Annotated in this window: 1 protein-coding gene; it reads right to left on the minus strand. The window is 74.4% G+C overall.

The window, feature by feature from the left end:
* Positions 1-102: 102 nt before the first annotated feature.
* On the minus strand, positions 103-14,898 hold the full coding sequence (locus ACFVWU_RS20020; protein WP_387622504.1) for an amino acid adenylation domain-containing protein: 14,796 nt from the start codon (positions 14,896-14,898) through the stop codon (positions 103-105).
* Positions 14,899-14,908: the final 10 nt, after the last annotated feature.

Genomic DNA, 14,908 nt, shown 5'->3' on the forward strand with positions numbered 1-14,908 from the left:
GCCGGGGCCCGGAACGACGGCCCGGTGCCGCCCGTGACGGGCACGGGCGGCACCGGTGGTCGGGCGGGCCGGGGCGGCGGTCACCACCCCGGCCCGGGGCGGTCAGTCGAGGTCGCCCCGCAGCCGCTCGCGCAGCACCCGGCCGATCTCGGCCAGCGGGCCGGGATGGAGCAACTGACGGTGCTCACAGTCGATTTCGGCCACCTCGACACGGCCGGCCACGTACGGCGACAGCCGCCGGACGGTGTCCGCGACCCGGTCCTCGGCGGGTTCGTCCGACGTGGTCGCGGCGATCAGCAGCAGGTCGCCGTCGAACACCGGCGGCAGATGACCGACCGTCAGGTGCCAGTTGTTGTTGGTCACCCGGCCGATCCGCATGATCTGCTCCTCGTCGAAGGTGGCCAGCGCACTGCCCTCCTCCCGCAGGACCTTCATGACCTCCTCGTGGTCGAGCGGCCCGTCGCCGAACATGCCCGGGTCGCGCCCGACGAAGTCCAGCAGCGCGGCGAGCACCTTCTGGTCGTCGGCGGCCACGAACGTGCCGCCCATCAGGTCCTCGGTCATCGGCGGCTGGTCCAGGTTGACCAGCAGGGCGACCTTCTCCCCCTGCTCCTGGAGCCGGACGGCGATCTCCTGGGCCAGCAGCGCGCCCATCGACCAGCCCAGCAGGTGGTACGGGCCGGACGGCTGGATCTCCCGGATCCGCTCCAGGTAGTCCGCCGCCATCTCCGGCAGCGCGGCCGGCAACGGCTCCTCCTGGGCCAGGCCCCGCGCCTGGACGGCGTAGAGCGGCTGATCGCGGTGGAGGTGGCGCATCAGCCCGGTGTACATCCAGCCGACCCCACCGACCGGGTGCAGGCAGAACAGCGGCGGTCGCGAGCCGGTCGCGCGCAGCGGCAGCACCACGTCGAAGCCGTTCGCCTGCGCGTCGGGGCCGGCGCCGAGCAGCTCCGCGATGCCCGCCACGGTGGGCGTCTGGAAGACGGTCTGGTTCGACAGCTCGACCCCGAAGACCGACCGGATCCGGCCCATCAGCTGGATGGAGACGATGCTGTCGCCGCCCAGCTCGAAGAAGCCGTCGTCGATGCCCACCCGCGGCACCTTCAGCACCTCGGCGAAGATCTGGCACAGCAGTTCCTCGCGCGGGGTGCGCGGCCCGCGTCCGCCGGCCCGGGCGCCGAAGTCGGGGGCCGGCAGCCGGCCCCGGTCGACCTTCCCGTTGGCGGTCAGCGGCAGCGCGTCGAGCACCACGAAGGCGGCCGGGACCATGTACTCGGGCAGGTTCCGGGCCACCGCGGCCCGGAGTTCGGCGTCAGCGGTCTCGGCGCCGGCGGCCGGGACCACGTACGCCACCAGCTGCTTGCTGCCGGACTCGTCCTGCCGCACCACCACGACGACCTGGGCGACCTCCGGCCGGGCGTCGATGGCGGCCTCGATCTCACCGAGTTCGATCCGCAGTCCGCGGATCTTCACCTGGTGGTCGACCCGGCCGACGAAGGTGAGGTACCCGTCCGCCTCCCAGCGGACCAGGTCACCGGTGCGGTACATCCGGCCGCCGGCCGGGTCGAACGGGTCGGCGACGAACCGCTCGCTGGTCAGCCCCGGCCGGTCGAGGTAGCCGCGGGCGACACCGGTGCCGGCCACGTAGAGCTCCCCGTCGACGCCCGGGGGCACCGGGCGCAGCCGCTCGTCGAGGACGTAGGCGCGCATGTTGTCCATCGGGCGGCCGATCGGCACGGTCCGGCCCACCCGGTACGGCGCCCGGATGCTGAACCGGGTGGCGTAGGTGGTGGCCTCGGTGGGCCCGTACATGTGCGCCACCTCCAGGCCGGGGCAGGCGTCCAGCACCCGCTGGATCGCGGTCGGCGAGACCTGCTCGCCGCCGGTCAGCACGGTCCGCACCCCGGCGAAGCAGTCCGCGCCCTGTTCGGCCATCAGGTTGAACAGCGCGGTGGTGACGAACACCGCGGTCAGCCCGTGCTCCGCGACCAGGCCCCGGAGCGCCTCGTGGTCCACCTGTCCGGCCGGGGCGACCACCAGCTGGTGTCCGCCCAGCAGGCCCGCCCACACCTCGTAGGACAGCGCGTCGAAGGCCTGGGGCGAGTGGACCAGGATCCGGTCGTGGTCGGTCAGCCAGCGGTGGTCGCTCGCCATCGCCACCACGTCCCGGTGGGTGATCCCGACGCCCTTGGGACGCCCGGTGGAACCGGAGGTGTAGATGACCAAGGCGAGTTCGGCGCCGTGCCGACGCACCGCGGGCGCGCAGGCGTCCTGTGCCTCGATCGCCGGCTCGTCGTCCACCACGACCACCAGGGCGTCGTGGTGGAACTCCGTCCCCGAGGAGGCCCGGTCGGTCAGCAGGACGGCGCACCGCGCCTCGCCGACGATCAGCTCCAGCCGGCCCGCCGGGTAACGGGAGTCCAGCGGCACGTAGGCCGCCCCGAGCTTGGCGACGGCCAGGAAGGAGACCACCAGCGCGACCGAGCGCTCCTGCAGGACGGCGACCCTGGAGCCGGGTCGGACGCCGAGCGAGGCCAGGTGGTTGGCCAACCGGTTGGCCCGGGCGTCGAGTTCGGCGTAGCTGAGCCGCGCCCCCTCCCCCACCACCGCAACGGCCTGCGGGGTCTGGCGCACCCGGTCCTCGAAGACGTCCGCGACGGTGCCCTCGGGAATCCCGTGGCCGGTGTCGTTGACCTCGCGGAGCAGCAGTGCGCTCTCCCGTTCCGACATCAACTCGTGCTCGTCCAGAGGCTGTTCCGGCCGCTCGAGGGCCGCCGTGAGCAGTCGGGCCAGCCGGTCCGCGACGGCGCCCACGGTGTCCGCGTCGAACAGGGCACTGTTGTACTCGACGACCCCGCCGAGCACCGCGATGGCGCCGTCGGCGTCGCGCTCCTCCGCGAAGTTGAAGGACAGGTCGAACTTGGCCTGGCTGGTACCGAACGGCTGGGGCGAGACGGCGAGCCCGGGCAGGTCCAGCGTCGCCTCCTCGTTGTTCTGGTAGCTGATCGCGACCTGGAACAGCGGATTGCGGTTCACCGCGCGGACCGGGTTGAGCTCCTCGACCACCCGCTCGAACGGGACGTCCTGGTTCGCGTACGCCGCCAGGTTGGCGGTGCGGACCCGGCGCACCAGCTCCAGCAGGCCGGGCCGGCCGGAGATGTCGGTGCGCAGCACCAGGGTGTTGACGAAGAAGCCGACCAGTTCGTCCAGGGCCTCGTCGGTGCGACCGGCGATCACCGACCCGAGCGGGATGTCCGTCCCCGCGCCGAGCCGACCGAGCAGGGCCGCCACCGCCGCCTGGAGCACCATGAAGGTGCTCGCGTCGGCGGCCCGGGCGACCTCCTCGATCAGCCGGACGTGCTCCGCGGTCAGCCGCAGCGGGACCTCGCCGCCGCTGCCGGCCGCTTCGGCCGAACGCGCGCGGTCATAGGGCAGGTTGAGCTCCTCCGGCAGGTCCGCCAGGGCGGTCCGCCAGTGGGCCAGCTGCCGGGACACGGCGCTGTCCGGGTCCTCCTCGTCGCCGAGCACCGACCGCTGCCAGAGCGTGTAGTCGATGTACTGGACCGGCAGCGGGGTGAACTCCGGTGCGCCACCGGCGATCCGGGCCCGGTAGGCGGTGGCCAGGTCGCGGGCGAGCGGGGCGATCGAGGAGCCGTCACCGGCGATGTGGTGCAGCACCAGCAGCAGGACGTGCTCGCGCTCGCCCAGCCGCCACAGGTGGCCGCGCAGCGGAGCCTCGGTGGCCAGGTCGAAGCCCCGGTCGGAGGCGGCGGCGAGTACGCCGTCCAGCTCACTGTGCGCCGACTCGGCCACCGTCAGCGGTACTTCGACCTCCTCCGGGGTGAGCACCCGCTGCCACGGGATGCCGTCCGACACCGGGAAGACGGTGCGCAGGCTCTCGTGCCTGGCCACCACGTCCGCCAGGGCGGAGCGCAGCGCCGCGGTGTCCAGGTCGCCCAGCAGCCGCAGCGGCAGCAGGATGTTGTACCGGGCCTCGCCGCTGGTCCGGTCCATGTACCAGAGCCGGCGCTGGGCGTAGGACAGCGGCACGGTGTCCGGCCGGTCGGCCTGGACCAGAGCCGGGCGGGCGGTCTCCGCGCCCTCCAGCCGCTCGGCCAGCGCCGCCACGGTCGGCGCCTCGAAGACGGCCCGCACCGGGAGTTCCACCCCGAAGGCGGTCCGGATGCGGTTGACCAGTCGGGTGGCGAGCAACGAGTGCCCGCCCAGGTCGAAGAAGCTGTGGTCGATGCCGACCGCGGACAGCCCGAGCACCTCGGCGAAGAGCGCACCGAGCCGCTGCTCCCGCTCGTCGCGCGGGGCCCTGCCGCTGTCCGCGGCAGGGAACTCCGGCTCCGGCAGGGCCCGGTAGTCGACCTTGCCCGGCCCGGTGAGCGGGATCCGCTCCAGCGGCACCACGGCGGACGGGACCATGTACCCGGGCAGCTCCGCCGCGACCCGGTCGCGGATCGCCTGGCCGTCGAAGGCGGCCGGGTCGGTGGGCACCACGTAGGCGACCAGCCGTCGGCCGGCCTCGGCACTGTCGCGCGCCTGCACCACGACCCGCTCGACGCCGTCGAGCGCGGCGACGGCCGCCTCGACCTCCCCGAGTTCGACCCGGTAGCCGCGGATCTTGACCTGGCCGTCGGTGCGGCCGAGGTACTCCAGCTCGCCGTCCGCGGTCCAGCGCACGGTGTCACCGGTGCGGTAGAACCGCTCGCCCGGCATCCCGAAGGGGTTCGCGACGAACCGCTCGGCGGTCAGGGCGGGCCGCTCCAGGTAGCCGCGGGCCAGCCCGTCGCCGGCCAGGTAGAGCTCACCGGGCACGCCCGGCGCGACCGGGCGCAGCTGCCCGTCGAGCACGAAGACCTGACGGTTCCACAGCGGCCGACCGATCGGGGGCTGCACCCGACCCGCGAGCGGGCGGCTCATGGTGGCGCAGACCATGGTCTCGGTCGGGCCGTACGCGTTGATCATCCGGCGGCCCTCGGACCACATCGCGATCTGGTCCGGCGGGCACGGTTCGCCGCCGGTCACCAGGGTGCGCAGGGTGGGGAGTTCGTCAGGGTCGAGGGTGGCCAGGGTGCCGGCCGCGAGCTGGACGTGGGTGGCCTCGCTGGAGCGGACGAGGGCGGTCAGCTCGTCGCCGACCGGCTGGTGGTGGCTTTCGGGCAATACCAGGGTGGCGCCGCTCAGCAGGGTCATCGCGAGGTCCGCGACCGAGACGTCGAAGTTCGGCGCGATCAGCTGGAGCACCCGGGAGTCCTGGTCGACGGCCAGGTTCTCGGCGTGCGCGCCGGCCATGCTCGCGAAGCCGCTGTGCGGGACCAGCACGCCCTTGGGCCGGCCGGTGGTGCCCGAGGTGTAGATGGCGTACGCGGCGTGGGCGGGGCGCAGCGGCCGCCTCCGGTCATCGTCGGCGGGGTCGTCGGTCCCGGCCGCGGCCAGCTCGGCCACGGTCGCCGGGGCGTCGACGATCAGCGGCTCGGTCACCCCGGCCGCGGCGAGCGCCGCGGCGTCGTCGGAGGCGGTCAGCACCACGGCGGGACGGGCGTCCTCGACCAGGTAGCCGATCCGGTCGGCCGGGTGCCCCGGGTCGACCGGCACGTAGACCGCGCCGGCCTTGAGGACGCCGAGGGTCGCCGCGAGCCACTCGGTGGAGCGGCGCAGCGCGACGGCCACCCGGTCCTCCGGGCCGACGCCGCGGCCGATCAGCAGCCGGGCCCAGCGGTTGGCCCGCTCGTTGAGCTCCCGGTACGTCAGGGCCGCCTCGCCCTGGACCACCGCGGTGCGCACCGGGTCCCGCTCGACCTGCGCCTGGAACAGCTCCGCGAAGGTGTCGCGGCGGACCTCGCGCCCGGTGGTGTTCCACTCCACCAGCACCCGCTGGCGCTCCTCCAGGGAGAGCGGGTCGATGTCGGCCACCGGGCGCTCCGGGTCGGCCGCGAAGGCGGTCAGCACCCGGACCAGGTGGTCGGCGAGGTTCCGTACCCGGGTGGCGTCGAACAGGTCGGGCCGGTAGGTGACGTTCAGTCCGAGCGAGCGGGCGCTGTCGGAGGTCGAGAGCCCGAGGGCGAAATGGGTGCCCTCGGTCAGCCGCGCCTCGACCACCCCCAGGCCCTGGGCGGACTCCTGGAGCGACTCGGCGTCCACCGGGAAGTTCTCGAACACGGTGGCGGTGTCGAAGAGTTCACCGAACCCGGCGTACTGCTGGATCTCGGCGAGGCCCAGGTACTTGTGCGGGAGCAGCTCCAGCTGCTGGTCCTGGAGCCGGTTCAGCAGGCTCAGCAGGGTGTCGCCGCGGCCGATCCGGACCCGCACCGGCAGGGTGTTGATGAACAGGCCCACCATGGTCTCGGCACCCGGCAGTTCGGCCGGCCGGCCGCTCACCGTCTCGCCGAACACGACGTCGTCGCGGCCGGTGAGGCCGGCCAGCAGCAGCGCCCAGGCGCCCTGGACCACGGTGTTCCTGGTCAGGCCGTGTCGGCGGGCCTGCTCGGCCAGGGCGGTGGTGACCTCTTCGGACAGCCGGACCTCGTGGCCTTCGGGCCGCACCGGCTCGCGCTCGGCGCGGGCCGGTGCGAGCAGGGTCGGCTCCTCCAGTCCGTCCAGGGCGGTGCGCCAGGCCTTCTCGGCGGCCTCGCGGTCCTGGCCGGCCAGCCAGCCGAGGTAGTCGCGGTAGGGCACCACCGGGGGCAGGCCCGAGGTGTCGCCGCGGCGCTCGTACAGCTCGAAGAGCTCGGCCATCACCATCGGGGCCGACCAGCCGTCCAGCAGGATGTGGTGGTGGGTGAAGAGCAGCCGGTGCTCCTGCTCCCCCACCCGGATCAGGGTGAAGCGCAGCAGCGGCGGGACGGCGAGATCGAACCGGGCGGCCAGGTCCCGGCCGGTCAGCCGGACGATTTCGGCCTCCCGCTGTTCCGGGTCGAGCCCGGAGACGTCCAGTTCGGTGAACGGCAGTCCGACCTCGCGCGGAATGACCTGCAGCGACTGTCCGGCGGCGCCGGACCGGAAGCCCGCGCGCAGCACGTCGTGCCGGCCGAGCACCGCGCGGGCCGCCGCCCGCAGCGCCTCCGGGTCGAGCTCGCCGCGCAGGTCCAGCACGGTCTGGAGGTTGTAGACGTCCTCGCCCCGCTCGTCGTAGCGGGCGTGGAAGAGCAGCCCTTCCTGGAGCGGGGCCAGCGGGAGGACGTCCACCAGGCCGGGCTGGATGCGCTCCAGGCCCTCCAACTCGTCCTGGCTGACCTTCACCAGGGTGAGGTCGGACGGGCTGATCCCGGCGGCGTCCGGGGTGCCCTCGGCATGGGCGACCAGCGACTCCAGGGCGCGGAACCAGCCCCGGGCCAGCTCGGCGACCGCGTCCTCGGTGAACAGCTCGCTCGGCCAGGTCCAGGACGCGGCCAGCCAGTGCCCGGCCTCGTCGGTGACCGTGCGGGCGTTGACGTCCAGCACGTGCGGCAGCGTCATCGCGGCGTCCGGGGCACCGGCCAGGTGCTGGACCACGGGACGGGTCCGGTCGCCCTGGTTCGGGTCGGCGGCGCCGAGCCGGCCGAGGTAGTTGAAGCCGATCTGCGGCTCCGGGTAGCGGGCGAGCACCCGGGCCGTCTGCGGGTTGAGGTGCCGCAGCAGGCCGAAGCCGATGCCGCGGTCGGGGATGGCGCGCAGTTGCTCGCGGATCCGCTTCAGGGCCGTGCCCGCGGCCTGCCCGCCGCCGAACAGCTCGTCGGCGGGCAGCTCGCCCGGGTCGAGCCGGACGGGGTACTTGCTGGTGAACCAGCCGACGGTGCGGGACAGGTCCACCCCGGCCAGGATCTCCTCGCGGCCGTGGCCCTCCAGGTCGATCAGGACGGCGGAGCCGTCGCCGGTGCCCGCCGCGCGCCGCCAGTCGGCGACGGCGACAGCGAGCGCGGTGAGCAGCACGTCGTTGATACCGGTCCGGAAGGCCTCCGGGACCCTTCCGAGCAGCGGCTCGGTGATCGCGGGCGGCAGGCTGAGGCTGAGCACCGACGCGGTGCCGACGGTGTCGCGCTCCGGGTCGAGCGGACGGGCGGCGAGCTGCGGGTCGGGGGTGGTGAGGATGTCGCGCCAGAGCGGCAGCTCCTGCAGCCGGTTCTGTTCCAGCGCCGCCGAGTTGAGCTGCTGGGCCCAGCTGCGGAAGGAGGTGCCGACCGGTTCGAGCTCGACCGTGTGACCGGCCAGCAGCGTCTGCAGGGCGGCCTCGAAGTCCGGGATGAGGATGCGCCAGGAGACGCCGTCCACCACCAGGTGGTGCGCGATCAGGGTGAGCTGGGCGGGACTGTCCGGTCCCATGTCGAACCAGACGACGCGCAGCATCCGGCCCCGGTCGGGGTCGAGCAGGGCCTGCTGTTCGGTGGTCACCTCGGCGCCGATCCGGTCGAGGTCCTCCTCGGTGGCCCCGCCGCGCAGCAGCGCGGCCACGTCGACCCGGTGCAGGCAGTCGGCCGCGCGGACGGTCCCGGGCGCGGAGGTCTCCAGCGACCAGGCGATGTCGCCGCCGATCCGGGTCAGGGTCATCCGCAGCGCGTCGTGGTGGTCGAGGACGGCCTGCACGGCCCGCTCGACCAGCTCCGCGGTCAGGCCGGCCGGGGCCGCCATCGACATGGTCTGGTTGAACGACTCGATGGAGCCGCCCAGTTCGCGAAGCCAGTCGATGATCGGCGTCACCGGCACGTCTCCGACGCCGTCGCCGACGACCGGCGTGGTCGGGCGCGGGGCCGGCTCCGCGGTCGGCTCCGGCTGCGCGGCCGCGGCCAGCGCCGCCACGGTCTTGTGCGCGAACACGTCCCGCGGGGACAGGTCGAGACCGGCCTGACGGGCGCGGCCGACCAACTGGATGGTGAGGATGCTGTCGCCGCCGAGCAGGAAGAAGCTGTCATCCACGCCGACCCGTTCGGCGCCGAGCACCTCGGCGAACAGCCCGGCGAGGATCCGCTCGGCCTCGGTGCGGGGCTCGCGGGCGTCCGCGTCCGAGCCGGACTCGGGGGCCGGCAGCGCGCCCCGGTCGACCTTGCCGCTGGCGGTCAGCGGCAGCTCGTCGAGGACGACGAAGGCCGAGGGCACCATGTACTCGGGCAGGGCCGCCGCGACGTGCGCGCGCAGCTCGGCCTGGTCCGGCCGGGCGTCGCCGGCCGGGACCAGGTGGGCCACCAGCCGGCGGTCCCCCGGGCGGTCCTCACGCACGCCCACCACGGCCTGGCCGACGGCGGGGTGGCGGTTCAGCACCTCGGTGATGTCGCCGAGTTCGATCCGGAACCCACGCAGCTTCACCTGGAAGTCGGTGCGGCCGAGGTAGTCGATCCGGCCGTCCTCGGTCCAGCGCACCAGGTCGCCGGTGCGGTACATCCGGGCGCCCGCCGGGCCGTAGGGGTCGGCGACGAACCGCTCCGCGGTCAGCCCGGGCCTGCGGTGGTAGCCACGGGTGACGCCGTCCCCGGCGATGTACAGCTCACCGGGCACGCCGGGCAGCACCGGGCGCAGCGCCGCGTCGAGCACGTAGAGCCTGCTGTTGGCGAACGGACCGCCGATGGTGACCGGCGACTCGCCGTCGATCCGGGCGCCGGCCGCGTAGACGGTCGTCTCGGTGGGTCCGTACAGGTTGACCAGGCTGCCGCCGAGGTCGAGCAGCCGACGGGCCAGGCCGTCCGGGAGCGCCTCGCCGCCGGCGCCCTTGCGCAGCCCGCGCAGGGCGTCCGGGGCGGTGGCCTCCAGGGTGTGCCAGAGGCTGGGCACGGTGTCCAGCACGGTCACTCCGGTCCGGGTGAGCAGGGCGGCCAGCTCCTCCGGGTCCTTGACGGTCTCCGCGTCGGCGAGCACCACGGCGGCGCCGCTGACCAGCGGCAGGTAGATCTCCGCCACCGAGACGTCGAAGCCGACGGTGCAGACCGCGGCCATCCGGTCGGCGGCGGTCAGCGGCAGCCACTCCTCCAGCGCGGCCAGCAGGCCGGCCATCGCGCCGGCGGGGACGACCACGCCCTTGGGGCGCCCGGTGGAGCCGGAGGTGTGGATGACGTACGCGGCGGTCCCGGGCAGCCGGGTCGCCCCCAGGTCGGTGGCCGGGTAGTCGGCCAGCCGGGGGTCGGCCGCCTCCGAGCCGGTGAGGGTCAGGACCGGTTCGGTGTCCTCCAGGATCTGGGCGATCCGCTCCTGGGGCAACGCGGGGTCGACCGGGACGTAGGCCGCGCCGCTCTTGAGCACCGCGAGCAGCGACACGATCAGGTCGGCGGTGCGCGGCATCCGCACGGCCACGAACCGCTCGGGCCCGGCGCCGCGCTCGCGCAGCCAGTGGGCCAGCCGGTTGGCACGGGCGTTGAGCTCCGCGTACGACAGCTCCCGGTCCCCGGCGATCAGGGCGACGGCGTCCGGGGTGCGGGCCGCCTGCGCCTCGAAGCGCTCGGTCACCGACCGATCGGCGACCGGGGGCACGGTGTCGTTCCACTCGACGAGCACCCGCCGCCGCTCGGCGGCGGTGAGCAGGTCGAGCGCCGCGACCGGTCGGCCGGGGTCGGCGACGAAGGCGCGCAGCACGGCGAGGAAGCGGTCGGCGAAGCCGCGCACCCGCTCCTCGTCCAGCACGTCCGGCCGGTACGCCCAGGTCACCGAGAGCCGGTCGGCGCGCTGTGCGGCCAGCAGGGCCAGCGGGTAGTGGACCGCGTCGCGCACGTCGGCGTCGACCACGCCGACCTCGCGGGCGGAGCGCTGCAGCGGCTCCTCCTCCACCGGGTAGTTCTCGAAGACCACCAGGGTGTCGAAGAGTTCGCCGCTGCCGGCCTGCCGCTGGACGTCGGCCAGGCTCAGGTACTGGTGCGCCGTCAGCGCGGCCTGCTCGGTCTGCAGCCGCTGGAGCAGCGCGGCCAGCGAGAGGCCGTGATCGATCCGCAGCCGCACCGGCAGGGTGTTGATGAACAGGCCGACGATGTTCTCCACCCCGGCCAGCTCCGGCGGACGGCCGGAGACGGTGGCGCCGAACACCACGTCGTCCCGGCCGGTGAGCGCGGAGAGCACCAGCGCCCAGGCGCCCTGGACCAGGGTGTTGACGGTCAGTCCGTTCCGACGGGCGGTCTCGGCCAGCTCGGCGGCCAGCCCGTCCGGAACGTCGGTCACCCAGGTCTCGGGCAGGGCCGGGACGGTGGCCGCGGCCCCGGGGGCGATCAGCGTCACCTCCTCGATGCCGGCCAGCGCCTCCCGCCAGGCCTCCTCGGCGGAGGAGCGGTCCTGGGCCACCAGCCAGGCCAGGTAGTCCCGGTACGGGACGACCGGCGGCAGTGAGCCGCCGTCGCCGCCGTCGCGGTAGTCGGTGTACAGCTGGAACAGCTCGCGCACCACCAGCGGCATCGACCAGCCGTCCAGCAGCAGGTGGTGGACGGTCAGCACGAACCGATGGCGGTCCTCGGCGAGGCGGACCAGGGTGCAGCGCAGCAGCGGGGCCCTGGTGAGGTCGAAGCGCAGCGCCCGGTCCTCGGCCAGGACGGCCTGCTCCCGGCGGGTTGCCTCGCCCTGGGGCAGCCCGGCGAGGTCGACGTCGCTCCACGGGACGTCCGCCTCGCGCGGCACCACCTGGAGGACCTGACCGGCCTCGCCCTCGACGAAGCGGGCCCGCAGGTTGTCGTGCCGCGCCAGCAGGGCCCGAGCGGCCCTGCGCAGCGGCTCCGCCTCGACGGGCCCGGTCAGCTCCAGGACCGTCTGGATGGTGTAGACGTCCGCCGCCGAGTCGTCGTAGCTGCTGTGGAAGTACAGGCCCTGCTGGAGCGGGGACAGCGGCAGGGCGTCGGCGAGCCCGCCGGGGGCGGCCTCCAGGCGGTCGATCACGTCCTGGGAGACCGCGACCAGCGGCAGGTCGGACGGGGTGAGGCCGCCTGCCTCCGGACCGGCGGCGTGGACGGTCAGGGCCTCCAGGGCCTCGAACCAGAGCCGGGCGATCCGCTCGACCTCCTCGTCGCCCAGCAGCTCGGCGGAGAAGCTCCAGGTGGCGATCAGGTGCTGGCCGTCCGGGTAGTCCAGGGCGGCGGCGTTGAGCTCCAGGACGTGCCCGAGCGGCATGGCCGCGTCGCCGGTGCCGGTGAGCGCGCGCACCCGGACGGTGCCGGCCTCGCGCAGGTCGGCGGCGTCGCCGGTGCCCATCCGCCCGAGGTAGTTGAAGCCGAGCTGGGGCTCGGGCCGGCCGGTCAGCCCGGCGGCCGTCTCCGGATTGAGGTGACGCAGCAGGCCGTAGCCGATGCCCTTGTCGGGGACGGCCCGCAACTGCTCCTTGACGGTCTTGAACGCGGTGCCGAGGGCGGGGCCGCCGGCGCGCAGTTCGCTCTGCGGGACGCGGCCGGGGTCGACGGCGACGGGGTACCGGGTGGTGAACCAGCCGACGGTGCGGGAGAGGTCCACGCCGTCCAGGATGTCCTCGCGGCCGTGCCCCTCCAGGCCGACCAGCACGGCGCTGCCCTCGCCGCGGCCGCGCTCGGAACGCCAGCGGGCCACCGCCAGGGCGAGGGCGGTCAGCATCGCCTCCTCCGGGCCGGCGTGGAACCTCGCGGGCGCCGGGCCCAGCAGCGCCTCGGTCACCGGCGCGGGCAGCACCATGCTGAGCTGCCGTCCTACGCCGACCACGTCGCGGGCCGGGTCGAGCGGACGGTCCGTCAGCAGCGGGTCCTCGGTGGCCAGGATCGAGTGCCACAGCTCCAGTTCGGCCGTCCGGTGCTCGGCGTGCGCCTCGCGGGCCAGCTCGGCCGTCCAGCGCCGGAACGAGGTCGGCACCGGGTCCAGCCTGACCGGCCGGCCGGCCGACAGCGCGGCCAGGGCGGTGTGCAGGTCCGGCAGCAGGATGCGCCAGGACACCCCGTCGACCACCAGGTGGTGCACGACCAGGGCGAGCCGGCCCTCGGCGGCCGCACCGCCGTCGAACCAGACGGCCTGGAGCATCCGGCCCTCGCGGGGGGCGAGCCGCTCCATGGCGGCGCGGGTCCTGGCGACGGCGGCCTGCTCGTCGTGGCCCTCGGCCCGCTCCACGCAGTCCTCGGCGCGCACCGCGCCGCGTGCGGCGACCTCCAGCCGCCAGTCGGCGCCCTCGCCGCCGAGCCGGGCGCGCAGGGCGTCGTGGTGGTCCAGCAGCGCCTGCACGGCGGCCCGGACCGTCGCGAGGTCCAGCCCGGCCGGGACCGGGACGGTCATCGTCTGGTTGAAGGCGTCCACCGGGCCGCCCTGCTCGCGCTGCCAGTGCATCATCGGGGTGAGCCCGACCTCGCCGACGCCGTCGTCCGCGGCCACCACGGCCGCCGGGCGGCCCGCGCCGGCGTGGGCGGCGAGCCGCGCGACGGTGCGGTGCTCGAAGATCTCCCGCAGGCTCAGCGCCACGCCCTCCTTGCGGGCGCGGTGCGCGAGCTGGATGGAGCTGATGGAGTCGCCGCCGCGCTCGAAGAAGCTGTCGTGGATCCCGACCGAGTCCACCCCCAGCACCTCGGCGAACAGCCGGCCCAGCAGCGCCTCGCGTTCGTCCCGGGGCTCGTCGGCTCCGGCCACCGCGGCCGGCGCGGTCTCCTCCACCGGGGCCGGGGCCTGCGCGGCGCGCACCAGCCGGGCCCGGTCGGCATCGGTGAACAGCGGGACCGAGCCCACCGGCTGCCCGGGGTCCTCGGCGAAGGCGGTCAGCACGGTGAGCAGACGCTCGAAGATCTCCCGGCCGGCGCCCTCGGCGAACACGTCCGGCCGGTGGTCCAGGCGGACCGCCATCCGGTCGCCGCGGAAGGTCCCCTCGAAGCTGAGCGCGTAGTGGGTGGCGTCCACCGAGCTGGCCGCCACCGCGCCCATGCCCTCCGCGGAGTCCGACAGGGTGTCGGTGTCGACCGGGTAGTTGGCGAAGATGGTGAGGGCGTCGAACAGCGGCCCCTTGCCCAGTAGTTGCTGGATCTCGGCGAGGCCGAGGTGCTTGTGGGCGATCAGGTCCGCCTGCCCGTCCTGGAGCGCGCGGGCCTGGTCGGCGAGCGAGAGCCCGGCGTCGATCCGCAGCCGGACCGGCAGGGTGTTGATGAACAGGCCGACCATCTTCTCGACCCCGGACAGCTCCGGTGGGCGGCCCGAGACGGTCTCGCCGAAGAGGACGTCGTCGCGGCCGGTGAGGCCGCCCAGCACCATGCCCCAGGCGGTCTGGATCACGCTGTTGAGCGTCAGCCCCAGGGAGCGCGCCCGGTCGGCCACGGCGACGGCGAGCTCCGGGCGGATCTCCTCGGCCAGCCGCACGGGCAGTGCGGCACCACTGGTGGTGGGGCCGGCCACCAGGGTGGGCTCGGCCCCGGCCAGCATCCGCCGCCAGGCCTGCTCGGCCTCGTCCCGGTCCTGCCCGGCCAGCCAGGTCAGGTAGTCCTTGTACGGGACGACCGGCTCCAGCGCCGCGCTGTCGCCGCCGTTGTTGTACAGCTCCATCAGCTCGCCCAGCACCAGCGGCATGGACCAGCCGTCGAGCACGATGTGGTGGGCGGTGAAGACGAACCGGTACTCCGCCCGCGCCAGCCGGATCAGCGAGAAGCGAAGCGCGGTCCGGGTGAGGTCGAACCGGCGGGACCGGTCGGCGGCCAGCAGCCGGGTGAGCTCGGCCTCCCGCTCGCCGTCCGGCAGGTGGCTGAGGTCGGTCTCGGACCAGTCCGGTTCGGCGTCCCGCAGGATCAGCTGGACCGGCTCCCCGGTGGCGCGGTTGCGGAACGAGGCCCGCAGGTTGTCGTGCCGGGCCAGCACCCCGGCCACGGCGGTGCGCAGGGCGTCCGCGTCCAGCTCCCGCCGCAGGTCCAGGGCCATCTGGATGACGTAGACGTCCGCGCCGTCATCGTCGTACTGCGCGTGGAACAGCAGGCCCTTCTGCAGCGGGGACAGCGGCCAGATGTCGACGAACCCAGGCTTGCTCACGTTTCCCCTG

Origin of the sequence: Kitasatospora sp. NPDC058190 (genome assembly GCF_042883685.1) — a bacterium.
Classification (GTDB): domain Bacteria; phylum Actinomycetota; class Actinomycetes; order Streptomycetales; family Streptomycetaceae; genus Kitasatospora.